Annotated in this window: 21 protein-coding genes; 17 read left to right on the plus strand and 4 right to left on the minus strand. The window is 42.6% G+C overall.

Going from position 1 to position 24,628, the window contains the following annotated elements; genetic code table 11:
• Nucleotides 1–75 precede the first annotated feature (75 nt).
• Complete coding sequence (locus G460_RS0102100; protein WP_026953817.1) at nucleotides 76–648, plus strand: hypothetical protein; 573 nt, start codon at nucleotides 76–78, stop codon at nucleotides 646–648.
• On the opposite strand, the gene G460_RS0102105 is transcribed toward G460_RS0102100, so the two are convergent.
• Nucleotides 636–965, minus strand: a complete 330-nt coding sequence (locus G460_RS0102105) for an antibiotic biosynthesis monooxygenase family protein (protein WP_026953818.1) — start codon at nucleotides 963–965, stop codon at nucleotides 636–638. The two genes, G460_RS0102100 and G460_RS0102105, sit on opposite strands and share 13 nt — an antisense overlap.
• A gap of 131 nt (nucleotides 966–1,096) precedes the next feature.
• Between G460_RS0102105 and G460_RS0102115 the strand changes: the two genes are divergently transcribed.
• Nucleotides 1,097–2,050, plus strand: a complete 954-nt coding sequence (locus tag G460_RS0102115) for a DUF4097 family beta strand repeat-containing protein (RefSeq protein WP_026953819.1) — start codon at nucleotides 1,097–1,099, stop codon at nucleotides 2,048–2,050.
• 368 nt (nucleotides 2,051–2,418) lie between these two features.
• On the opposite strand, the gene G460_RS0102120 is transcribed toward G460_RS0102115, so the two are convergent.
• Complete coding sequence (locus G460_RS0102120) at nucleotides 2,419–3,636, minus strand: serine hydrolase domain-containing protein (RefSeq protein WP_026953820.1); 1,218 nt, start codon at nucleotides 3,634–3,636, stop codon at nucleotides 2,419–2,421.
• A 162-nt stretch (nucleotides 3,637–3,798) separates the two neighbouring features.
• Here G460_RS0102120 and G460_RS0102125 point away from each other — a divergent pair, with 162 nt between their 5' ends.
• Both G460_RS0102125 and G460_RS0102130 read left to right on the plus strand, forming a co-directional pair.
• Nucleotides 3,799–5,046: an NAD(P)/FAD-dependent oxidoreductase gene (locus G460_RS0102125; RefSeq protein WP_026953821.1), complete on the plus strand. Its 1,248-nt coding sequence runs from the start codon at nucleotides 3,799–3,801 to the stop codon at nucleotides 5,044–5,046.
• Between the two features lie 35 nt (nucleotides 5,047–5,081).
• Nucleotides 5,082–5,414 (plus strand): zinc ribbon domain-containing protein YjdM, encoded by a 333-nt coding sequence (locus tag G460_RS0102130; RefSeq protein WP_026953822.1) that lies wholly within the window; start codon nucleotides 5,082–5,084, stop codon nucleotides 5,412–5,414.
• Between the two features lie 37 nt (nucleotides 5,415–5,451).
• On the opposite strand, the gene G460_RS0102135 is transcribed toward G460_RS0102130, so the two are convergent.
• Nucleotides 5,452–6,378 carry a ThuA domain-containing protein gene (locus G460_RS0102135; RefSeq protein ID WP_026953823.1) on the minus strand — a complete coding sequence of 309 codons (927 nt, stop codon included), beginning with the start codon at nucleotides 6,376–6,378 and terminating at the stop codon, nucleotides 5,452–5,454.
• 80 nt (nucleotides 6,379–6,458) lie between these two features.
• Here G460_RS0102135 and G460_RS0102140 point away from each other — a divergent pair, with 80 nt between their 5' ends.
• The 4 genes from G460_RS0102140 (at nucleotide 6,459) to G460_RS0102155 (ending at nucleotide 11,308) form a co-directional block, all read left to right on the plus strand.
• A complete protein-coding gene (locus G460_RS0102140; RefSeq protein WP_026953824.1) occupies nucleotides 6,459–7,427 on the plus strand; it encodes a DUF6807 domain-containing protein in 969 nt (322 codons plus the stop codon).
• A 30-nt stretch (nucleotides 7,428–7,457) separates the two neighbouring features.
• Nucleotides 7,458–8,828, plus strand: coding sequence for a Gfo/Idh/MocA family protein (locus G460_RS0102145; RefSeq protein ID WP_026953825.1), 1,371 nt, complete (start codon nucleotides 7,458–7,460; stop codon nucleotides 8,826–8,828).
• Nucleotides 8,829–8,842: 14 nt separating this feature from the next.
• Nucleotides 8,843–10,198: a putative oxidoreductase C-terminal domain-containing protein gene (locus tag G460_RS0102150; protein WP_026953826.1), complete on the plus strand. Its 1,356-nt coding sequence runs from the start codon at nucleotides 8,843–8,845 to the stop codon at nucleotides 10,196–10,198.
• Nucleotides 10,199–10,357: 159 nt separating this feature from the next.
• Nucleotides 10,358–11,308: an aldo/keto reductase gene (locus G460_RS0102155; RefSeq protein ID WP_026953827.1), complete on the plus strand. Its 951-nt coding sequence runs from the start codon at nucleotides 10,358–10,360 to the stop codon at nucleotides 11,306–11,308.
• 114 nt (nucleotides 11,309–11,422) lie between these two features.
• Here the strand turns inward: G460_RS0102155 and trpF are convergent, their stop codons facing one another.
• Entirely contained in the window at nucleotides 11,423–12,043 is a 621-nt protein-coding gene (trpF, locus tag G460_RS0102160) for a phosphoribosylanthranilate isomerase (RefSeq protein ID WP_026953828.1), read from the minus strand.
• A gap of 110 nt (nucleotides 12,044–12,153) precedes the next feature.
• Between trpF and G460_RS0102165 the strand changes: the two genes are divergently transcribed.
• The 9 genes from G460_RS0102165 (at nucleotide 12,154) to G460_RS0102210 (ending at nucleotide 24,604) form a co-directional block, all read left to right on the plus strand.
• Nucleotides 12,154–12,825, plus strand: a complete 672-nt coding sequence (locus G460_RS0102165; protein WP_051315881.1) for a hypothetical protein — start codon at nucleotides 12,154–12,156, stop codon at nucleotides 12,823–12,825.
• Nucleotides 12,812–14,479 (plus strand): S8 family serine peptidase, encoded by a 1,668-nt coding sequence (locus G460_RS0102170; RefSeq protein WP_026953830.1) that lies wholly within the window; start codon nucleotides 12,812–12,814, stop codon nucleotides 14,477–14,479. Before G460_RS0102165 ends, G460_RS0102170 begins: the two co-directional genes overlap by 14 nt.
• A gap of 49 nt (nucleotides 14,480–14,528) precedes the next feature.
• On the plus strand, nucleotides 14,529–15,179 hold the full coding sequence (gene rpe, locus G460_RS0102175) for a ribulose-phosphate 3-epimerase (RefSeq protein WP_026953831.1): 651 nt from the start codon (nucleotides 14,529–14,531) through the stop codon (nucleotides 15,177–15,179).
• Between the two features lie 122 nt (nucleotides 15,180–15,301).
• Nucleotides 15,302–15,805: a hypothetical protein gene (locus G460_RS0102180; protein ID WP_026953832.1), complete on the plus strand. Its 504-nt coding sequence runs from the start codon at nucleotides 15,302–15,304 to the stop codon at nucleotides 15,803–15,805.
• Between the two features lie 94 nt (nucleotides 15,806–15,899).
• The gene (locus tag G460_RS0102185; protein ID WP_026953833.1) at nucleotides 15,900–16,916 is read left to right on the plus strand and encodes a hypothetical protein; all 1,017 of its coding nucleotides are present in this window, start codon (nucleotides 15,900–15,902) and stop codon (nucleotides 16,914–16,916) included.
• A 95-nt stretch (nucleotides 16,917–17,011) separates the two neighbouring features.
• On the plus strand, nucleotides 17,012–19,534 hold the full coding sequence (gene gyrA / locus G460_RS0102190) for a DNA gyrase subunit A (RefSeq protein WP_026953834.1): 2,523 nt from the start codon (nucleotides 17,012–17,014) through the stop codon (nucleotides 19,532–19,534).
• Nucleotides 19,535–19,564: 30 nt separating this feature from the next.
• Nucleotides 19,565–20,773: a tetratricopeptide repeat protein gene (locus G460_RS0102195; RefSeq protein ID WP_026953835.1), complete on the plus strand. Its 1,209-nt coding sequence runs from the start codon at nucleotides 19,565–19,567 to the stop codon at nucleotides 20,771–20,773.
• Nucleotides 20,774–20,926: 153 nt separating this feature from the next.
• A complete protein-coding gene (locus G460_RS0102205; RefSeq protein ID WP_026953836.1) occupies nucleotides 20,927–22,063 on the plus strand; it encodes an acyloxyacyl hydrolase in 1,137 nt (378 codons plus the stop codon).
• 75 nt (nucleotides 22,064–22,138) lie between these two features.
• Nucleotides 22,139–24,604, plus strand: coding sequence for a PIG-L family deacetylase (locus tag G460_RS0102210; protein WP_026953837.1), 2,466 nt, complete (start codon nucleotides 22,139–22,141; stop codon nucleotides 24,602–24,604).
• Nucleotides 24,605–24,628: the final 24 nt, after the last annotated feature.

Raw genomic sequence — 24,628 nt, forward strand, 5'->3', positions numbered from 1 at the left:
CCTTACCAATTTGCTTCCGCTTGCTTGTATCAAATTCTGAAGAAAAGACGTATCTAGCTAGAAATACGATACACGATGAAGAAATTTTTAATTTTCACTTTGGCCTCTCTCTTGTTTTGCCAAATTTCTTTTGCTCAAGAAGTAGAAAAGCTACCGACTCAGTCTTTTTATCTGGAAATCGGTGGTGCCGGTTTGCCGTATAGCTTCAATTATGATTTCCGATTTGATAAGGAAAAAATGGATTCTTGGGGCATGCGGATCGGAGTAGGTGGCTATACTGTATCCGGAGGCGAATCTTTTTTCTCAGCTCCGATCATGGTCAATCGCCTGTACGGAAAGGGGCCTCACTATTTCGAATTTGGCGTGGGAGCTACCTTCCTGGCTTTTAGCAATGATGATTATACCTACTGCTCCAATTGGTATTATGATCAGGATGGGAATTATGTCTGCAATAGCTATGAAAGTGATCCTTACAGTTTCATTTTGGATATTGATGGCTCTCCCAGCGTGATGGGTACCTTGAATTTTGGCTATCGCAAAGTTCCGGTAGATGGAGGCTTCACTTGGAAAATCAACATTAATCCAATTTTCAATAACAATGGTTTTTGGCCGCTGTATGGTGGAGTTGGATTGGGTTATTCTTTTTGATCTGCTTCAAAGCCATAGTCTCTCTCTACCCGGCAAATTCTTGTCTTGTAAGATGTATACCACTGGTCTCTGCCCATTTGTTGTGCTAGCTGGTGGTCAGATTGGGATTTCCAGAGACGGATGGATTCCAGGTCTTTCCAATAGCTGATGGTGATTCCCAGTCCATCTCTGACACTTTCATGTCCCAGATATCCAGGTTGTTGCTCTGCGAGCTCCAGCATCAATTGAGCAGTCTCTGCATATCCCTTCTCTACATCAGATCTGATATTGGAGAAAATCACTGCATAATAGGGAGGAGATGGAGTGGATGCGATCATTTTTTTTTGAGAAGGTGTAGGGGGGGATTGAATCTCGGTTGTCTTAAAATAAAAGTCTGGAAAAAATCGGAATACTCCGAATCCAGAGATACTTGAGAAGACATTTAAATTTATTTGAAAACTAAACCAACATGAAAAATAAAATGAAATTAAGAACGGCGGCCAATATGGGATTACTTCTTTGCAGCACAGCATTCTTGACTTCCTGTGGTGATGGCACCATGGAAGTAGTGCAAACTATCAGTGAAGAATATGCAGGAATCAAGGAAATCCAGATTGAATCAGGATTTTTGGAAGTGATCTATGAAGGGATAGAAGGGCAAGATGAAGTCTTGATGACTGGTACGCTGGAGTCTACCCGTCCTGGATCTTATCGTTTGGAGTATTATGTGGAAGGGGATGTATTAGAAATCGAGCTGGATCAGAAAAATCTAATAGGGTCTGGTAGGCATCAAGGAGTGTTGTATATCACAGGGCCGACTGCTATGGAACTGGATGTCGAGTCCGGTTCGGGGATAGTCCGTATCAGCAATGTGCAAGGAGATGAATTGGACTTCGATGCGGGCTCAGGAGTGATTGAACTTTATCGAGTCTCTGCCAATGAAATAGATGCAGAAGTAGGTTCGGGGACTATCAAAGGTTTTGATCTAGAAGGAAAGTTGCTTGCAAATGCCGGGTCAGGTCGCTTGGAATTTGACGATGTGCTAGGTGATGCGGAGCTGAATGTGTCCAGTGGTGTGATTCGTCTGAAGAATCTCAGCGGAGCTTTAAACTCTCAAATCAGTTCTGGAAATCTACACATGGAGCGGGTCAATGAAATTCAAAATCTTCGAGTAAGTTCTGGTAGTATTGAGGGAACAGAAATTGGGATCGGCGGAGCCAATACTGTTTTGACTTGTTCCTCTGGACGTATTAGACTGCAAACCTATTCAGATTTTGCAGAGTACAACTTTAGTTTTCAGGCAGGAAGTGGGCGTGTACGGGTAGGAGATAGTTCCTCATCAGGTAGCCTGGAAATCAATAATGGATCGGCTGTAACAGTGAAAGGATCTGTAAGCAGTGGTTCTATCGAAATCTACAATTAATTTCGTTTTAGTAGAAATCATTTACTATTCATAAAATAGAGCGTCTTTTAAGCGCTCTATTTTTTTTATCCTTCATAGTCTTGATGTTCAGATATTTGATGAATGTCAATTAATCTTAAAGAATGTAACTGCTTCTGGAAAAGCGCCGTATATTTGTATGCATAACGAGTAATAATTATCTGAAATCAGAATTTTATTTCGTTTCGAGTGCCTGAGAATTTACTTTAGAGTAAAGGGTTTCATAAGGTTGTTAGGTTGGTGAACACAGGCACTCAAAAAAACGGTTATCCTTCCGAGTTCTAAAAAAGGAATAGTGAAAAGTTGTTTAAATCACGCCCAACCCCGGCTCCCCGCCGGGGTTTTGTTTTTTACTGTGGTAAGCTATCCAAAATCAGATGCACTAGTTCTGCTTTGTCGCTATTTGGGATCCAGCGTGCTACCACCACCAAATCATTTTCTGGATCTACATAGATCATATTGGTTCCGGCTCCGATATGCAAAAAAGCAGATTTGGGACCATTGGGAACCTGTTTTTGATCTTCATTCAGAAAATAATTCATGAAACCATAGCCAGGATTGGCTGGAGTGGGAATCTTGGATTTCGCTATCCATTCCTTTGCGATTAATTGAGCTCCGTTCCAATTGCCTTCATTGAGTGTCAGATAGCCAAAGCGCGCCTGATCCCATGCAGATAGCATCATACCGCCTCCCCAATGGGAGCCTCCGCTCACAGATTGGATGATTTGACCGTCCAAGATGACGAAGGAGTTTTCGTAGCCAGTCCATCTCCACGTGTCACTAGCGGCAATAGGATCCATGATTTTCTCCTTGAGAACAGTCGGAAGTGGTTTTCTCCAAACATTGAGAAGTGCCAATGCAAGTACATTGACTCGGGTATCATTGTATTCGTATATACTGCCGGGAGCATTTTGGGGACGGGCTCGTTTGGCACCGACTCCTTCTGCAGGTCTATCGGCCCAGTCAGGTTTGCCCCATAGACTCCCTTCCCAGTCTGAAGTTTGCCTGAGTAGATGATCCCAAGTGATGGTGCGGTTGTGCTCGGTATCAAAGAGCTCAAACACATCATCTTCCATCAGATGTTCTGATTTGTTGACGATCAGTTTGGCAGGATCATACGGGTATATCGGCGCCATATAGGGATGGACTAGGTCTTGCTCGCTTTGGATCAGGCCTTCTTGTACGGCCAGTCCAGCTGTAGTAGACAGGAAGCTTTTGGCTACCGAAAAAGTCAAATCCACTCTACCGGGATCTCCCCATTGGCCTACTACATAGCCTTTGTAGATGATCAGTCCGGTGGCTGCACCACGAGTTTTCATCGGTCCTACAGGATAGCCAAAAGGCTCCCTTCCAAAAGCCGATTCATAGTGTGCAATCTTCAAGTTGGGGTTGGCTTCGCTTTCATGAGCGATGGCATAGTCAACAGCCTCTTTGATTTTTTGTGCATCAAGACCTAATTCCGCCGGGCTTTTTTGTTCCCAGTTTCCTTTGGTAGGGAAATATCTCTGAGCAAAAGAATGAGAGCAAATCAGAAGCAATGCCAAAAGAAGTGGAGTGATTTTTTTCATAGTCAGGTGATTTAGTGCGATTTTACAAAATCTAATTTGGAATGCTGAACCGCTTGTGGATTTGAAATTTTCAATATCCTTCAAACTCTTTCCTGTCTTTCTAGTTAAGTTTTGGAATAAGTTTTTGCATTCGCATCCTTTTACCCAGCTAGTGTATTTTCTATGGAAGATCAAAAAATATATATCATCGGCGCAGGTTTGGCCGGTCTCGTGGCAGCATTGGAACTTGAGAAAGCAGGTTTCTCGCCCATCATTTTAGAAAAATCTCATCGGGTCGGAGGGAGGATCAAGACGGATCAACACGACGGCTTTCTGCTGGATCATGGTTTTCAGGTATTAAATACTGCCTATCCAGAAGTGAAAAAGTATTTGGATTTGGATGCACTCAATTTGAAAACATTTGATCCGGGAGCAGTGATTTTGGACGGTTCAGAATCTTACATTATCACCGATCCGATCAGAAACCCTCTCAAAATACTTGGGATGGCATTTTCAAAAGTCGGAACCATGCTTGACAAGATCAAAATGTTTTCATTGACTCGAGAACTCAAGCAAAAAAGTTTTGAGGAGATATTCAATTCAGCTTCTCTTCCTACCCATCAATATTTGAAAAAGTATGGTTTTTCCGATCAGATTATAGCCAACTTTTTCAAGCCTTTTTTCAGGGGTGTATTTTTGGAAATGCATCTGAATACATCATCTAGGATGTTTGAATATGTGTTTAAAATGTTTGCCATGGGGCATGCTGCCGTGCCAGCAAAAGGCATGGGTGAGGTACCTGAAATGTTGAGAAGGCAGTTGAGCAAAACACAGATTTACTTTGATTCTGGGGTCAAAGAAATTATTGGAAACCAAATAAATCTTGAAAATGGATCTGTGATCACAGCAGATAGAATCATCGTAGCGGTACAGCCAGACCGAATTATGCCTCAGATGCAAGGGCAGTTTGGTCAGGCTAGATCCGTACTCAATCTTTATTTTTCTACACAAAAGTCGTTTTTGGCGAGACCGATGATTGGGCTTTTGACCCGTAGTCAGGTTGTGAATAATTTGGTGTTCATGGACGATGTATCTCAGGAATATAGCGGCAATGGAAGATCTTTACTTTCGGTTACAGTTTTGGAAAATGTTCTAGAAGAGAAAGAGTTGATTCCCATCGTACAGCGCGAATTGGAGGAAGTATCGGGAATCAAGGCAGAGTTTTTCAAGTTTGTCAAAAGTTACTCTATTTACCACGCCCTACCTGTGGTGGAAGATTTGAGATATGAAATCCCATTTACAGAATGTCAAGTTACAGATAGTGTTTATCTGGCTGGAGATTACTTACTCAATGGATCCATCAATGCTGCAATGAGGTCAGGTAGGACGGCAGCAGAGGCGATTGTGTATTCTTATGTACCCACCCATTGAGCCGAGCTCCCGGTAGAATTGTGTAAATTGCAGGTATGAATATACCTCCTTGCCCAGCTTGCAGCTCTCCTTATGCATATGAACTTGATGATAAACTTGTTTGCCCTGAATGTTCCTTTGAATGGACTCCCGAAGATGAAGTAGAAGAGCAGGGGATTCAGGTAAAAGATTCGAATGGAAATGTGCTTCAGGATGGAGATGCGGTAGTGATCATTAAAGATTTGCCTGTCAAAGGTGCCCCGAAACCGATCAAAGCCGGTACCAAGGTGAAAAGTATCCGTCTGGTAGAGGGAGATCATAATATAGATTGCAAAATCGATGGATTTGGATCGATGGCTCTGAAAAGTGAATTTGTAAGAAAAGCATAAAAAAAGCTGCCAACTGGCAGCTTTTTTTGGTTTTGGCTTATTTCCCGATTGGAGTTTCGTCACATTCTACGTCACCCACCACATACTGCAAGCCATCCAAGAAAAACTGGAGTAAGTCCGGGTTTTGGTAACTTTGTGCGTTGTGAGAAGGTGATGAGTACATTACTTTTCCTTTGCCCTCTGGACGAATCCAGGCTACGTATGTTTTACCATCCGTTTTTTCTGAGCCCTTTCGCTGACTTTCGATTTCAGAATTGTTGAAGTACAATAGGGGAGTGAAATCGCCTTCTTCGTAAGCATTTTTATAAAAGTATGGTTCGTCTTTATGCGTAAAGCCATCTGCTGGAAACGCCTGAACCAAAGGATGTGAAGGATTTTCGATTCGTACATGAATATCTTGTTGCTTAGGATGATAGTCAAAGCTACCTCCCAACAATCTGCTGAAATCCCATGAATTATTCAACATCGTATTTCCGCCATGTAGGACCATCAGACCACCGCCTTTTTTGACATAATTGATCAAGTTAGATTCCAGTGACTTGGCTTCTTTCATCAGAGATGCTGAGTCTTTTTCGGTGTTGGCTTTCAGGACGTCCCAGAAGAGATTTCTGTGATCGCCGATTGAGCAGGTATTATTAAGTACTACAGCATCATACTTCGCAAGATTTTTCTTCTCAAACTCTTTGATGTCTTTGCTACCGATGACCTCAAAGGCGCCACTTTTTTCACCAATGATTCGAATCATTTCTTCAGAATGGGGGATGACCCAGTGATTGAAACCAGTGTGAAGCGAGAATACGAGTACTTTTTTCTTTTTTTCGAAAGGAAAAGAGGTTTTATCTGGGGCTATTTCTGTGATTTTTTGAGTCCAATCTTCATTCAATTCGACATTAGGTAGACTTTGGCTGCAAGCAAAATGGGAGGATAAAAGGAAAACGATTCCGTAAAAAAGGGTTTTCTTCATAGGGTAATAAATTAGATAATAAGGCTTTTGTGTCGAGATTTTTTATCTTCGATTTGAAAGCCCAATAACCCCAATTTTGCATGAGTATCAAAAGAAAATTATTTCTAGGCCTCATTTTTATTCTGATTTCTACGGTATCGTTTTCGCAAAAAGTTTCTTTAAAAGAAACTGCCACTGCAGTAGATTTCCAGATAGATGATCAGGTCGTCTTGACTTACCAAAAGGCTAAAGTTCCTGTGCCAGAAGGTGTAAAAGAAGCATATAGTAAGTCTGGATTTATACATCCGATGGCTTCTCCCAGTGGTCAGGTCTTGACGAGGATTCAGCCAAAGGATCACTATCATCATTATGGGATTTGGGGTCCTTGGACTCGGGCTACGATCAGCGGGCGTGAGGTGGATTTTTGGAATTTGGCTGATGAAAAAGGCAGGGTTGATTTTGACCATGTCATTTCCAAAAAGCAAGCAGGTGGTGCGGCAGAACTGAATGTTCGCCAAAATCACTATGATCTTAAAGCCCCGGAGTCTGAGCGAATTGCCATCGAGGAGGATCTGCGGATCAAAGTAAAGCCTGCCGATAAGGGGAGATATCTAGTGGACTATACCAGCACGATTTCCACTAAGATTGATGGGGGGATTTTGTTGGATGATTATCGCTATGGAGGAGGCCTTGGGCTCAGAGCTACCGAAGTCTGGGGTTCTGATAACAGTACGATTTTGACTTCCAATGGAGATCAGCGCATGACCGCAGATGGGACCGAAGCAAAATGGGTATTGATCACTGGACAGACTGATGCTCCAGAAGGGAAAAGTGGCATTTTGATTCTCAGTCATAATACCAACAAGGCTCACCCAGAGCCACTGCGCGTTTGGCCCGAGGACAACTATGATAGAAAGGGAAATGTCTTTGTGGAGTTTACTCCGATTAGACATGAGTCTTGGGAGATTCTTCCCAAGAAAAAATATACGCTTAAATATAGAATGATCGTCTTCGATGGAGAGTTGAGTGCCGAAGAAGCTGAAAACTATTGGAGAGCTTTTGTCAAATAATACACCACCCTGTTATATAAATAAAGACGAATGAAAAGAAGAGATTTCATCAAAAAATCAACTGTTGCCGGAGCAGCGTTAGGTTTTCCTACGATAGTACCGGCATCTGTTTTTGGAAAAAATGCACCTAGTAATAAGATCAATATTGGTCAGATTGGTTGTGGAAGAATAGCAAGAGATCATGACATGCCTGGCACCTGGCGGCATGATGTGGCACGCATCATAGCAGTGTCTGACTTGGATAGCAAGCGGATGGCTGATGGTAAAAAGTATGTGGAAGCCTACTATACCAAAAAAATGGGCAGTCCTTATCTCGATGTGAAGGAGTATGGCGACTATCGCGAGATGCTACTCAATCCAGATATTGATGCGGTAGTGATTTCTACACCAGATCACTGGCATTCGCAGCCTGCTATGGAAGCAGCGCTTGCAGGTAAGCATATTTATGTGCAGAAGCCAACCTCCCTGACTATCAAAGAAGGCCGTCAATTAGTAGATGTGGTAAATAAAACTGGGGTTGTGCTACAGCTAGGTACTCAGCAGCGATCCAGTGAGCAATTCCGAATTGCAGCCGAACTGGTGAGAAATGGAAGAATCGGAAAGTTGCATACCGTTCGCATCGGTCTTCCAGGCGATCCATCAGGTCCAGACGCTCCTGCGATGCCGGTTCCAAGCAATCTAAATTTTGATATGTGGTTAGGTTCTACGCCTGAAGTACATTATACTGAAATCGGTGTTCATCCACAGCATGACTATAGCCGACCAGGCTGGTTGAGATTGGAAAATTATGGTGCTGGGATGATTACTGGTTGGGGACAACACCATTACGATTCTGCTGCTTGGGGTATGGATACCGAATTGACGGGACCTAGTTATATCGAAGCAGTTGCCGAATTCCCAAGAACTGGACTCTGGAATGTCCATGGGGATTTCATGGTAAAACAAGAATATGACAATGGAGTGAATGTATTTACATCTGGAGGCTATCCGAATGGCATCCGTTATGAAGGGACCGAAGGTTGGATTTGGGTTTCTAGAGGAAACTATCAAGCTTCTTCCTCAGATCCAGTAGCTCAAAATAATAATGCCAAAGCACTGGATGCTTCTGATCCTAAGATTCTAACTTCTGTGATTGGTCCAGACGAAATTCACCTGACCAAAAGTACCGAGCATCATGGCAATTGGCTGGGAGCTATTCAAGGTGAGACAGAATTGCTTTCTCCTGTAGAAATTGGCCATAGAGCATGTTCGGTTTGTTTGGTCAGTCATATCGCGATGAAGCTAGGCCGAAAATTGAATTGGGATCCAGTGAAGGAAGAGTTTATCAATGATCCAGAAGCGAATACCTACTTGAGCAGAACGCAACGCAGACCTTGGGGTACTGATTATGTCAAAGTTTAAGACAAATTGATTTTATGAAATATACTTATTTAGGGCTCGTAGGAGCCCTTCTTTTCTTTTCTTGTGATTCATCAGAGATGAAAGAAACTAAAGCAGACGATTCACAATTGAAAATCATGACCTTGGATCCAGGGCATTTTCATGCAGGCTTGATTCATAAGTCCATGTATCCTCAGGTCGATTCCACCATCCATGTTTTTGCACCAGATGGGGAAGAACTGAAAGAATATCTCACTCGAATCGAAGGCTACAATACCCGCTCTGAAGACCCGACTTCTTGGGACCTTGAGATTTACAAAGGGCAGGATTATCTGCAGAAGATGATTGATCAAAAGCCCGGAAATGTAATGGTGGTGGCTGGTAAAAATGATCGCAAAATCGACTATATCAGTGCAGCTATCGAAAACGGAATCCATGTTTATGCTGATAAGCCTTTGGTGATTGATCGGTCTGGTTTTCAGAAACTGGTGAAAGCTTTTGGTACTGCTGAGGAGCAAGACTTGTTGCTTTTTGATATCATGACGGAGCGATTTGAGATCACGACCATGCTACAAAGAGAATTGTCGATGATACCGGAGGTTTTTGGAACAATAGAAAAAGGAAGTTTGGAAGATCCTGCCATTTCCAAAGAGTCTGTTCATCACTTTTTCAAGTATGTTTCTGGAAAACCTTTGGTCAGACCAGAGTGGTTTTTTGATACTCAAATCGAAGGTTCTGGCTTGGTGGATGTGACCACACACTTGGTTGATTTGATTCAGTGGGAGCTTTTTCCAGAGCAAAAATTGGATACCACGGATGTAGCCATGCTTAAAGCTGAGTTGCTATCTACGTCTCTTGATGCTGCTCAATATGAAAAAGTAACAGGTAAGAAAGCTCCTTTTGATCCAAATGGTCAATTGGATGTACCTGCCAATGGATTGATGAATTATACCTTGAAAGGGATTCACGCCAAGGTTTCCGTGCTTTGGAATTTTGAAGCACCAGAGGGAACGGCTGATACGCACTACAGTAAAATGCGTGGAACGAAAGCCAACTTGATCATTCGTCAAGGAGCCGAGGAAAATTATCGTCCTGCTTTGTATGTGGAGCTTTTGGGAGAAAACCAAGGTGATTTGGAACAGGCTATCACACAAACTCTACAGGATAAATATCCAGGAATAGCATTGGAAAAAAAGGAGTCTGGAGAATATGAAGTCTTAATTCCTGATCATTACCACAATGGGCATGAGGCGCATTTTGCGCAAGTGACAGAGCAGTTTTTGAACTACTATGAGCAGAAGAAAATGGCCGATTGGGAGGTGCCATTCATGATTACCAAGTATTACACCACGACTCAGGCGTTTCAAATGGCCCAGGCAAACAGTCAGTGATTTCTAAAACAAGCTATGCGCTGATGAGGTAAGTACTAGCATGGAATCGATATAAACTGTTCAATGAGACCAAAGTTCTCGTGAAAGATGCTGAATTGTTCATCTATTCTTAGCAATTTGTTCGTAGATAGTAGTTAGAGAAATCCGATATTTAATGCTATGAAGAATTTGAAATTCCGAAATGGAGACCTCCTTCCGATCTTAGGATTGGGAACATGGAAAAGTGGCCCCGGCGAAGTACAGAAAGCTGTTTTTTGGGCTATAGAAGCAGGCTACAGGCATATTGATTGTGCTGCAGTCTATGGCAATGAGAAAGAAGTGGGAAAGGGGATTGCGGAAGCCATTGAAGCCGGATTGGTGAAGAGACAAGATTTGTTTATCACTTCCAAACTATGGAATGATTCTCATCGACATGAGGATGTAGGACCAGCGATAGACCGTTCTCTGGACTTGCTAAATTTGGATTATTTGGATCTATATCTCATCCATTGGCCGATTTCCTTCAAGCATGGGATTGGTTTTGCGCAGCATAGAGAGGAATACTACACTTATAAAGATGTTCCCTTGACCCAGACATGGGAAGCGATGCAGGAGCAAAAGTCTTTGGGGAAGACCAAGCATATCGGGGTTTCCAATTTCAACCAAAGCAAGCTCAAAGAACTGATCAAAATGAAAGAGGAAGTGCCTGAAATGAATCAGGTAGAAATGCATCCATTTCTTCCTCAAGAGGCTCTAGTTCAGTTTTGTAAAGAACATGAAATCCTGATGACAGCTTATTCTCCTCTGGGCTCACCAGATAGTCGGGGAGAGAAACATATCAATGATCCCAAATTGCTTCAAAACCCTGTGGTGAAAGAAATTGCCAACAGACAGGGAATCTCCACCGGTCAAGTATTGATTGCTTGGTCAATTAATCGGGATGTTGCGGTGATTCCTAAATCAGTAAATAAGAATCGAATCATTGAAAATTTGGAATCAGCTCAAGTCAAATTGACGGATCATGATCTGATGGAGCTCAAGGATATCGGTGTTTCTCATCGTTTTGTGGACGGCTCTTTCTTCACCGGATCTCAAAGCCCCTATAAGACTTCTGATCTCTTTGATCAGTAAATGAAAGAGAATTGGATTTGAGGCTCTAGAGGGGCCGAAACAAAAGAAGCCTGACAAATTCATTTGTCAGGCTTCTTTTTTGTCTTTCAGCATATGAGATTTTGTGAATTTAGCTTAATCTTCTAGCTCCAATTCTTCCAAAATTTCAGCCAATTGATCGAAGTCTTTCAATCCTGGCTTGATTTCTTCTCCACCTTCCAAGGCAATGCCATGGAGTTTCAGTTTTTCTTTTAGTGCGTTGACATTGAAAGCTGTAATCCCGGATCCCAAAAGAACAGATGCTTTATCTGAAATTTTCAAAATAGATTCTTCTTCATCTTCTTCCAGCTTTTCGTGAGGTGATCTCAGGAGGATAAAAATATCCAGATTTGCCAAACGATCTGAAATTTCAGCTTCGAGATGTTTGATTTCATTGATATTGACCTCGTAGATCAAGTTTTTACCGGAATCGATGAGCTCTGTCAATACTTCTAAACTACGATGCTGAATCCATGAAACAGTCGGATATTTCTCAAGTTTTTGGAGAATGTATTCTGCAGTTTCGGTTTGGAACTCTGCGGCAAACTCCACTCCGGATACCCAGCCTGTAATCTCTTCAAATTGGGTAGGATTGACGAATTTTTCGGAGTGATCTTCCATATCAAATCCCAATACGTCTACATACATGCCGGCGCAGTAGCGGGCATCGCTGAGATTGGTGACTCCTCCTATTTTTACGAATGTACTTAAGGCCATGATTTAGTATTAAACTGCTAAGGTAAAAACTATGAAGTTTTTCTCATCCTAATTTTGCACCGATATGCGGGTGTGCAGGTTTTTTGACTTATTCATTCTATTTTTAGTCTATGAATAGAGGCTTTTTGCTAAAAGCATGGATTGGTTTGACACTCTTGGGGGGAATGGCTTCCTGTGATCGGGAAATAGAAGAGCCGACCCTGGAGTTGGCTCAGGATTACATGCCACTTACCATTGGTAAATATTGGGAATATGATGTTCTGGAGACCATTTACTATGGAGAAAATGACTCAGAGCAAAGTCGCTATCAACTCCGAGATAAGATCAGGTCGGTCTACATCAATGACGCTAGCGAACAAGTCTTTGTAGTAGCAAGAAGTAAGAGCACTAATCAACTGGATTTGGTCAAACTGTACGATTATACCCTGATTGTGCGTGAAGGAAGCTTGGTGCGTACGATCCAGAATCAACCGATTGTCGTGCTGGCCGCCAATCTCACTGATGGACAAGTGTGGGATGGCAACCTCTATTGGTCGGAGCAGGATGATGAGTTTTATCTGGAAAGGCTGGGACAAAACTCCATCAAAGTAGATCAGGAAAACGAAGATGATCTGATCACATTCCGGGATATTCGCTACGAAAGCTATGAAAAAGGAGTAGGTATGACAGAATTGTATGCAGAAGTACTAACTTATTGTTCGAGAAATGATTGCCTCGGAGACCAGTTGATAGACTCCGGTAGCAAAATCCAAATGAACCTGATTAATCATGGGGAAGAGTAAACTCTTTTTGATATTCGCATTCTTGTGCATACTGATTAGCCAACAAGGCTGGGCTCAGGATCGCTATGCAGTTTACTTCAAATACAAGCCGCAAGAGTCCTTGAGTTTGGAGAGACCACAGGATTTTTTGACTTCCAAAGCACTGGAAAGAAGAGCTAGGGAAGGAGTGTCTCCAGATAGCACGGACCTTCCAGTGACTCAAAAATATGTAGACGAGCTGTATTCCTTGTCTCATTATATTTTGTACCAAAGCAAATGGTTGAATGCTTCTGTGGTTGTGACCGATGAACTGGGCGCGATCGAAATGGCAAGTTTGCCATTTGTGGACAAAGTTGAGTTAGTAGCAAAAGGCTATATCCCCAGTCCCAATGCACGAATAGGAAGAAGGATTTTTGCATCTACTACATCGAAAATCTGCCCTCCGGGAGGTGAGAATAAACGAGAGCTTGAAGTGAAAGAGCTACCCAGTGATTTTCAAAATTCTTTGCTAGGTATTCCGGACATGCATGAAGAAGGTTTTAGAGGAGCGGGGATAGCGATAGCAGTTTTTGATGCGGGTTTTCCCGGTACTGACGAATCTGAGGCCTTGGCTCACTTATTTTCAAATGATCAGATTTTGGCCACCAGAGATTTTGTGAGGCCTTGGAATCCAAATGTGTATGAGGACAATCAGCACGGTACCAATGTACTTTCCCTGATAGCTGCGGATGATGCAGAAGAGTTGGTCTCTGGAGCACCAGATGCCAGTTATTTTTTGGCAATGACAGAGGAGATGGCTACTGAGTACCTAGTAGAAGAGTTTAATTGGCTTAGAGCAGCTGAATATGCGGACTCATTAGGGATAGATATTATCAACAGTTCTTTAGGGTATTGGGATTTTGATGATGCCAGTATGAACCACAGCTTGGAAGATCTGGATGGACAAACTACGATCATCACTCAAGCTGCAAATTTGGCCTCCCAAAAAGGAATTTTGGTGGTGAATAGTGTAGGGAATTATGGATCAAGAGAATCTAGTCTGACGGCTCCTTCTGATTCGCCATTGGTATTGGCGATAGGTTCGGTCAATCAAGACTTGACTATTTCGTCTTTTAGCTCAAGAGGTCCTACAGGAGATGGAAGGATCAAGCCGGATTTGGTGACCTTTGGTAGTGGTGTAGCACTCATCCGGTCCAATGGCAATGTGGGCTATGCAAATGGAACTTCCTTTTCTGCTCCTCAGATCACCGCATTGGCGGCAGGGCTATGGCAAGCCAAACCTGAATGGACACGAGCCGAGTTAGTACAAAACCTTCTAAAAAGCGCCAGCCAATATGATAATCCGGATAATGAAATGGGGTATGGGATTCCCAATTTCAGAGATGCATACTATGGTGAAATCCTATCCGTAGAGCAATCCGGAGAAATCCAACCTTGGAAGGTCTTCCCCAATCCGCTGAGGGAAAATGAATTGAAAGTATTCTTCGGGTCTGGCTTGAGTGCTGCCTATGAGCTCATAGAGGTCAGTGGAAAGAAAATTCAGGCCACTACGCTATACCGATCCACGAATACAGAAGCATATTCGGTGACCCTAGAAGGTGTGAAGCCGGGACTCTACATCGTACAGCTGAGAGATGGAAATCTTATCAGACAGACAAAGCTTGTTCGCTATTAAATTAGAGAATTGAGTCATTTTTTGTTTTTTGCAAGCCAAACGAATTTTCATGAAATCAATGATTGCACCTTCCATTCTGGCGGCGGATTTCGCCAATATTCAGCATGAAGTCGAAATGCTCAATACCTCTGAGGCAGATTTTATCCACGTAGACATCATGGATGGACTCTTCGTTCCCAATATTTCATTTGGGATACCGGTGACTGAAGCGATCCATAGACATGCCAAAAAGCCACTGGATGTGCATCTGATGATCCAGAATCCGGATCAGTACCTAGAGTCTTTTAGAAAAGCGGGAGCAGAGGTCATTACTGTTCACTGGGAAGCTTGCACACATCTGAACCGAACTCTTCAAGCCATCAAAGCCTTGGGAGCAAAGGCAGGAGTAGCATTGAATCCACATACTCCCGTAGAATTGTTGGCCGATAGCTTGGATCAAATCGATCTAGTCTGCATCATGTCTGTCAATCCAGGTTTTGGAGGGCAGAAATTTATAGAAAATACCTATTCCAAAGTGAGCCGACTGAAGCAGCTGATCCAAGAAAAGGGATCGAAAACCTTGATCGAAATCGATGGGGGAGTCAATCTTCAAAATGCCCCCAAACTACTTGAAGCCGGCGCAGATGTCTTGGTCGCAGGTAGTTTCGTGTTCAATTCTCCAGATCCAATCGAGACTATTGCTGAACTCAAGTCAATTTGAGTGAATTCTGAAAAAAGAGGCCTTTTATCCTAAAAATCCTTAAATAAGAGGGTTTTCCCTTGGATTTTTGACATTAGAGTATTTCTTTGAAAGCTTATCGTAAACTAAACTCACAAAAGATTATGAAAAAAGTTCTGCTATTTGGGGCGTTTTTTGCCTTCCTAGGATTCACCGGATTTGCACAAGAAGCTTCAGAAGAGCCAGTTACTGATGAGGAGATTGAAAAGTACGCAAATGTCGAGTTTCTGACTGCCCAATTTGTCAATGACAAGACCGAGGAATTGAAAAATATGATTTCAGGGAATGAGATTTTCCAAGGTGGGGCCAGATATAATGAAATAAAAGCTGCTTGGGGTGACGACGCCAAAATGGCTGAGGCTGAAGTGACAGAGGAAGAGAAAGCTGCTTTCCAAGAAGTGATTGATTTTATGGGTTCCCTTCAGGAATCTGCAAAGGAATATAAAACAGGCTTGATCATGGATGATGAAGTGCTTGGAGTATCTACCTACAACAAGGTGAACGGTGCTAAATCAGATCCTGCTGTAAAGGAAAAAATCGACTCTATCGTAGAGGCAAAAAAAGCTGAAGCTGCAGCTGCGGAAGAAGCTGAAGGAGATGGAGAATAATCTCTAGATTCAAATATTCTATAAATTGGCCTCCTTTTTGGAGGCTTTTTTTATACCTTTTACACAATAATTGATTCTCCTACGTTTTGGTATTATGAATTTAAAAAACGCATTTCTTTCGTTTACATTATTACTTTTTAGCTTATCATCCTTTGCCCAGGAGGAAGATATTTTTGGAATCAGCAGAAAAGCCAAAAATCCTAAAAGTGAATCATCCATAGGAAATGTGACCCGAAATATCCTGGAAATGTTTGCCGTGGAGATTTCAGGTGGAGGAGCCTATCAGCAGTTTGGAACCAGTTTCTATTCCGAAAACCCAAGTCTGTATCCCTTGACTCAGGTCAGGAATTTTGATCAGCCCTTGGATATTTCGGAGGAAAATCCTCTCGAGATGAAATCGGGTGATGCTACCTTTCCGCTTTTCAATGCCGGTCTAAGAATCAATATTTTCAATACGATCACCATCGGTGGAGGCTATGGGCAGGAGTGGGGCAATCTCAGTCCCATGGAAGGTGGAGACTGGGAGTTTGCGTTTGAGGGAGCTTCTTATCAGATCAGCAAATATTATGGTACAGTAGGTTTGGTACTTTGGGATGCAAGCAAGCGGGCCAAATACCTTCAATGGCGCTATCGCAAATATGCCGGAGCCAACTTCTACATGCAGTCAGAATTGAGACAGCGAGTGAGACAGATTTATCCTTGGAGATTGATTGCAGAAGCTGAGTTTGGTCAATTGAACTTAAAAAAAGCCTACGATCCTGCTTTGGCGACTAATGGGTCTTATACTCCAAGATTGGCTGTGGCAGACAAACCTTACTTTGGAATTGGGCTTCGACTAGAGCGGGATTTTTCGGAGTATACCAAGCTTTTCATCAAAGGTGGGGCTGAATTCAGAAGCTTTACTTACGCTTCATCTGATTATTCGGAAATGCAAGGGCTTGATCAGCAGGTGTATGCGATGCAAGTCGGGCTTTCTATTCGGATACCAGGCACCAAGCGATGCAAAATCGGCGGCTGTGGCGTAGTCATGAAACATATGCATAATGGGATAGAATATCGTGGAAGTTCGATTTTCAAACTGCAGGACCGAAAAATCGGTCAATGGTATTAAGTCCCGAAAAGCTTAGCCAGACTTAAGATTCTCTTTTCAAAAGCTTGACCTTTTTACTATCTTGCAGGCTTAATATACCCTGTGAATAGCATATTATGGCTCAAGGAGAAAACGAGAACATTATACCCATTAACATTGAGGAGGAAATGCGCGGAGCCTACATCGATTATTCGATGTCGGTTATTGTTTCAAGAGCACTTCCTGATGTCCGTGACGGACTCAAACCAGTTCACCGTAGAATCCTCTACGGAATGCAAGAGCTGGGCGTATTGCATAACAAACCCTATAAGAAATCTGCCAGAATAGTTGGGGAGGTACTTGGTAAGTATCACCCGCATGGTGACTCAGCTGTCTATGAGACGATGGTGCGTATGGCGCAGCCTTGGTCTTTGAGATATCAGCTCGTAGATGGTCAAGGTAACTTTGGATCCATTGATGGTGACAATGCTGCAGCGATGCGATATACCGAGGCGAGGCTGAAGAGAATCGCTGAGGAACTTTTGGTAGATATCAATAAAGAAACCGTTGACTTTCAGTTCAACTTCGATGATTCCCTTAAAGAACCGGTAGTACTTCCAGCCAAAGTTCCAGCACTCCTTTTGAATGGTGCTTCTGGGATTGCAGTAGGGATGGCGACCAATATGGCGCCTCACAACCTGACGGAGGTCATCGATGGGATCATCGCCTACATTGATAATAAGGATATTACTATTCCAGAATTGATGGAGCATATTGTAGCTCCTGATTTCCCGACTGGTGGGATCATCTATGGCTACAATGGTGTCAAGGCCGCATTCGAAACGGGACGAGGCAGAATTGTTGTTCGAGGCAAAGCAAACATCGAAACCAAAGACAATGGAAATAAGGAGATGATCATCATCACCGAGATTCCATACATGGTCAATAAAGCCAACATGGTGGAGAAGACTGCTGCTTTGATCAATGAGAAAAAGATCGAAGGAATCTCTGCTATTCGAGATGAGTCAGATCGCTCCGGGATGAGAATTGTCTATGAGTTGAAGCGCGATGCCATGCCAAATGTCGTGCTGAATAATCTTTATAAGCATACCCAGCTACAAACCTCATTCTCAGTCAATAATGTAGCTCTTGTCAAAGGCCGTCCACAGACATTGAACCTGAAAGATCTGATCGTTCACTATGTCAATCACAGACATGAGGTGGTCATCAGAAGAACAGAGTATGAATTAAAAGAAGCTGAAAAGAGAGCCCATATTCTCCAAGGGTATCTGATTGCTTTGGACAATCTGGATGAGGTAATTTCTTTGATCCGTAATTCCGTGGATCCAGAAACCGCCCGTAACGGTTTGATGGAGAAATTTGACTTGACTGAGATCCAAGCTAGAGCGATTCTGGATATGAGATTGCAGCGTCTTACCGGAATGGAGCGAGACAAGATCCTGCAGGAGTTCAAAGAAATCATGGCTTTGATCGAAGAACTCAAAGAGATCCTAGCAAACGAAGATAAGCGAATGGATATCATCAAAGAGGAACTGACAGAAATGAAAGGCCGCTATGGTGATGACCGTCGTACTGAGATCGAGCACAACGCTGAAGATTTCAGCTACGAGGACATGATTCCAAATGAAGAAGTGATTATCACGGTCTCTCATCACGGATATGTCAAAAGGACTGCCTTGACCGAATATAGAACTCAAGGCAGAGGAGGAGTAGGATCTCGCGGAGTCAGTACTAAAGAAGATGATTTCACAGAATACCTCTTCACAGCCTCTACACACAATTACTTGTTGATCTTTACTGATAAAGGGAAGCTCTTCTGGCTCAAAACCTATGCGATACCGGAAGGAAGTAAGACCTCTAAAGGAAGACCTATCCAAAATCTGATCAATATCGAGCAGGATGATAGAATCCGCTCTATTATCCAAGTGGATGATCTGAATGATGAGGATTATATCAATAATCACTTTTTGGTGATGGTCACCAAACAAGGGGTGATCAAGAAGACTACACTTGAGCAATATAGTCGTCCGAGATCCAATGGTATTATCGCCTTGAATATCAGGGAAGATGATCAACTGGTGAATGTGGACATGACTAATGGTGATCAGCATATCGTGATCGCGGCCAAGTCTGGTAGAGCGATTCACTTCCATGAATCGGCCGTTCGTCCGATGGGAAGAACTGCCACAGGTGTGAAAGCCATCACCTTAAATGATGCTAAAGACTTTGTGGTTGGCATGGTATGTGCATCCGAGGAGAATGCGACCTTGCTTGTAGTATCAGAGAAGGGATATGGAAAACGATCCAACCTGGATGAATATCGAATCACCAATCGTGGTGGAAAAGGTGTCAAAGCCATGAATACCACGGATAAGACAGGTGCTCTGGTTGCTATCAAGGAAGTAGTCGATAGTGATGATTTGATGATCATCAACAAGTCGGGCATTATCATCCGAATCTCTGTTGACAACTTGCGAGTGATGGGAAGAGCTACTCAGGGCGTTCGTCTCATCAAAGTAGGGGAAGCAGACGAGATATCGTCCGTTGAAAAAATTTCTAAAGAAGAGGAGGATGAAAATACAGATTCTTCTCAAATTGCAGACAATTCTTCTGAAGAGCCAGGAGAAAACATTGAATAACCAAACACAATTAAAGATAAACGCTAATCAATGAAGAAGCTCATTTTATCAATGGTATTGGTCGGAGCCGCGACCGTTGCCTTTGGACAAAAGAAAGTGGTTCGCTCCGCAGAAAAAAACTTCAAAAACGGTGATCTGACGACTGCCCTTTCTGAAGTGAACGCAGCGATTCAAGATCCTGAAACAGGTTCAGATCCAGAAACTTATTTACTCAAAGCTCAGATCCAACTTAAGATGTTTGGAACTGACTCTTCTAACACTGCCGAAACATTGGAATATGGACAGGCTTCTTTGGAGACATTTATGGAGACTTTCCAAATGGCTGGTGGAGACAAGACGGATGGTGTAGGAGAAGATGTATATGCAGAAGACATGACAGGTGTACCTGACAATCTTCGTCCTTATTCTATCATGACGTTGAAAAACACCTCATTTGACAAAGCAATCAACCAGTATGAGCAGGATGATTTCGAAATGGCCTATGAGTTTTTCAACCTAGCGGGAGAGATTGATCCTACAGACACCACGATTCATTACAATGCTGCTTATCTAGCAAATGAATTGGGTAAATACGAAGATGCAAAGCGTCACTTCAACTTGCTTTTGGATGTGCCTGACTACAACAAATTGAATACCTATTACTTCTTGATCCAAATCCTCAGCACAGAGGACAAGAATCCAGAAGAAGCGTATGAAGTAGTAATGGCTGCAAGAGAAGACTATCCAGGTGATAAAATCTTGGCTGAGTACGAAATCCAATTGTTGCTTCAACTGAACAAAATGGATGAAGCAATGGCTCAGATCAAAGAAGCTTTGGCAAATGATCCAAACAATACCTCCATCTTGTTGAGATCAGGATATCTGAAAGAGCAGTCTGGTGATATCGAAGGTGCTTTGAATGATTACAAAAAATCTGTGGAAGTAGATCCTAATTTCTACGAAGGAAACTACTACACCGGTGCTTTGCTTTTGGAGAAGTCAAGAGAGATCCTTGCAGAACTTAACTCGCTATCTGATGATGAGTGGGAAAAGAGATCTGCTCAAATGGGAGAAGAAGCTAATCAGTACTATTCTGATGCGATTCCTTACTTTGAAAAATCTTTGGAATTGAGACCAGAAGATACCGATATCATGGTGATTTTGTTCCAGATCCATACCAGATTGAAAAATGAAGCAGAAGCTGAGCAATACAATAAGAAATTGACTGAATTGCTAGGTCCAAACTGGCAAGAAAACTAAATCATATCAAAGATTAGTAATACGAAAAGGGATGTCCTCAGGCATCCCTTTTTTGTTTGCTAATGGAGATTTTTCAATTTCTTCATTTAGTTTTTATGACAAACAAAAGGCTGGAAATTGGATTAAGCGTATCTTTGAGCCGAAGAGTATGACATGAGAATTACCAATTTTTCGATACTGTTTATAGCCTTAAACTTATTCCTATTTAGCTCAGGATCTTTGGCTCAGCAAAAATTCCAAAAGATTATTGAGGCTTCCTATGAGACCGGGCCTTTGATCAGCAATGGAAAAGACTGGGCGGATGAAGTCAAGGACTTAGTCACCTATCGAGGAGCTGATATCCGAATAGGATGGAGAAAAGTCTCAGAAGATTTTTACCAGCAGCTGCATCGTTATCCAACTTATGGGGTGGGCCTTTCCATGGCCGTTCCCTACTACACGGAGATCGGTCAGCCAATGGGTGTGTATGGCTTTGGAGAATTTCCGATGTCTAGAAATGGGATTTATAAAAAGTTTAACCTTTCATACTATGCCCAGATTGGATTGGGCTTTGGCCTCAATCCTTATGACTCTTTGGAAAACCCATTGAATCAATACATCGGCTCGGAGCTGAATGCCTATATTCACTTTGGTTTCAAAGCTAATTATCAGCTCAGTGATCGGTTTGGCTTGTTTTCTACGCTGGGCTTGAAGCATTACTCCAATGGCTCGGCCAAAAAGCCCAATGCAGGAATTAACTTGGCCCCTTTGGCTATTGGGATTAGGTATAACTTGGATCAAAATCGTTTGCCTGAAAGAAGCGAGATTGACTATCCTCCTTTGGAGAAACGTGGATTTTGGAACATTGCAGCCTACTTGGGCTATAAGAATTATGACATAGGGGCGCCTACCTATTTTAGAGGGGGATTGGGAGTCAATTATTTGTGGCAAGCCTCTTACAAATATAAAATTGGTCTGGGCTTGGATATGTTTTTTGCCCCTGGTTATGAAAGCCGAAATCCTGGAGAACCAGGGACATTTGAAAATCAAACATCATTGGCCATCGTAGGTTCATGGGAATGGAATCTCACCGACAAAATATACATGCCCATAGCACTGGGGACATACCTACATCGAAATACAGAAAATCAGGAATTGTCAATCTATGAGCGAATAGGGGTAAGATATAGGTTTGACAAGCATCTGTTTGCCGGGGTGCAGATCAAAGCCCATAAAGCCAAAGCTGATTTTTTTGAATTTACAGTAGGGTACACGATTCCGGGAAAGGTTAAATCCATCGTTAACCAATAAAAACCCCATTAATCATAAAAAATTTTTTTTTCTTTCTGGCATCAGCTAGTTTGTAAGTGTTTTGCCCGAACACTTATGCCAAACCCAAAATTATTTCGATTGCTTCTAGGCTTTTTATTCTGTCTCGGAAGCTCCCTGTCTTTTTCTCAATCCCTTCCATCTTCAGAACTCTACCACGAGCTACTCAAAATCAAAGAGACCAAGCGTGTACTCTATGTAGCTGCTCACCCAGATGATGAAAATACAAGACTGATAGCTTACCTCGCCAATGAGGAATTGGCACAAGTGGCGTATCTAAGTCTGACACGAGGTGATGGGGGACAAAATCTCATTGGTCCAGAATTGGGTATTGGCTTGGGTCAGATTCGTACCCAGGAGTTGCTCAAGGCGAGAGAGACGGATGGTGGACGACAGTTTTTTACCAGAGCCAAGGATTTTGGCTATAGCAAGAATCCAGATGAGACGCTTCAAAATTGGGAGCGGGAAAAGATTTTATCCGACGTGGTTTGGGTGATTCGGAGGTTTAGACCAGATATCATCATCACCCGATTCAATACTATTCCGGGAGTCACACATGGGCATCATACTACTTCAGCGATTTTGGCAGAAGAGGCGTTTGAAAAGGCCGCTGATCCGCAAGCATTCTCTGACCAGTTGGACTTTGTAGAACCTTGGCAAGCCAAACGTATTTTTTGGAATGCCTATAATTTCAGAGGAGAATTTGAGCCGGAAGAAGGAAAACAATACTACGCATTTCCTACTGGAGACTTCAATCCTCTTTTAGGAGAAACTTACAGCCAAATAGCAGCCGATAGTCGGACCATGCATAAGTCTCAGGGTTTTGGGTCTACGGCGGGCATAGGTGCTGCGGATGATCATATTCAGTTTGTCAATGGACAAGCTATGAAACAACATCCATTTGAAGGAATAGAGGATAAGTGGGAGTCAATTGAAGGTGGCGAAGCCATTAGGATGAAGATCGATCAGGCAATTGCAGACTTTGATTTTCTGAATCCTGAGAAAAATGTTCCAGCTCTACTGGAGGTGAAAGCTTCAATGAAGGGAATAATGGACTCGAAGTCAGGTTGGCTACAAGAAAAAAAGGAAGCATTGGATCAGTTGATTCTTGCCAGTTTGGGGATTGAAATTGAGTTCAACGCTAGACAAGAAACGGCCTTTCCAGGATCACAAGTGAGCAGTACCTTGGTATTCAACAATCCTTCGACTATTCCTGTTGAGGATCTTTCTGTTCATGTAGGGCAAGAAGATTTCAATACTTCTGCTGGGCAGATAGTAGGAAATCAGCCTTATTCTGAAACCATTCAATTTGAGATCAAAGAGTCAATGCCATACTCACAGCCTTATTGGCTTGAGAAGTACGTAGATGGCCCGATGTATCCAGTCGAGGAGCAGAAGCTGATAGGCAAGCCTTTCAATGAACCATCGATTCAAGCAGATCTATCATTTACCATAGCCGATGAAAGATTTGAACTGGCAGCTCCATTGTACTACAAATACAATGATCAGGTGGATGGAGAAGTGAAGCAGCCATTTGTGATTATTCCGGAAATTGATTTGAGTCTATCGAAAGAAACTGTTTTTCTACTAGAAAAGTCAGATCCCACCTTGGTAGTCACGGTTCATTTCAATCAATCTATTTCAGATGGTTCGCTGAGTTTTGAAGGAGTAGATGAGGGACAGTTTTCTATATTGAAAGTGGAAGATAACCCAGCTCAGAAACAGCGAATCTATACAGTGGAGTTCTTGCAAAATGGATCTGGAAAAAAGATTGTAAAAGCTCAATACAGGGCAGCCAATGGGAAAGTTTACGATCAAATCAGTGAGCGAATAGGCTATAAGCATATCCCAAATCTTACTTATTTCCAGCCTGCAAACGTGGCATTGATCCAAGAAGACTGGGAAATTTCGGGAGATAAAATCGGATATGTACCTGGTGCAGGAGACGAAGTGCCTCAGGTGCTGCAAGCTTTGGGATATGAGGTGATCAGCCTTGGGGAAGGCGATTTTAGTTTGGAAAATCTCTCTCAATACAAAACTATCCTTATTGGGATTCGTGCTTATAATGTCAACCAGCTATTGGCCGAAAATCAAGCTTCTCTTTTGGGTTATGTGCGGGCTGGAGGCAATTTAATCGTACAATACAATACTTCCAGTCCTTTGCTTACTACACAGATAGGCCCTTATCCCTTTACAATAACCAGAGATCGAGTCGCTGTAGAAAACGCTTCAGTGATTGCAGACTATAGTCACCCGCTGATGCAGGGGCCAAATCAGATGCGTCAGGAAGATTTTAATAATTGGATTCAAGAGCGAGGATTGTATTTCGCTGGGGATTTGGCTCCAGAATATAGCACGCCTTTGCAGATGAATGATCCTGGAGAAGACATCAAGACGGGGTCTCTTATCTATGCCACTTATGGAGAAGGCACTTTCGTCTATACCGGTTTGTCATTTTTCAGAGAACTTCCGGCAGCAGTGCCCGGAGCCATCAAGCTTTTCATCAATCTAATCGAACAATAAGTTGGAAGAACGGGAGATAAAATG

Source organism: Algoriphagus vanfongensis DSM 17529, from assembly GCF_000429465.1.
GTDB classification, from domain to species: Bacteria; Bacteroidota; Bacteroidia; order Cytophagales; family Cyclobacteriaceae; genus Algoriphagus; species Algoriphagus vanfongensis.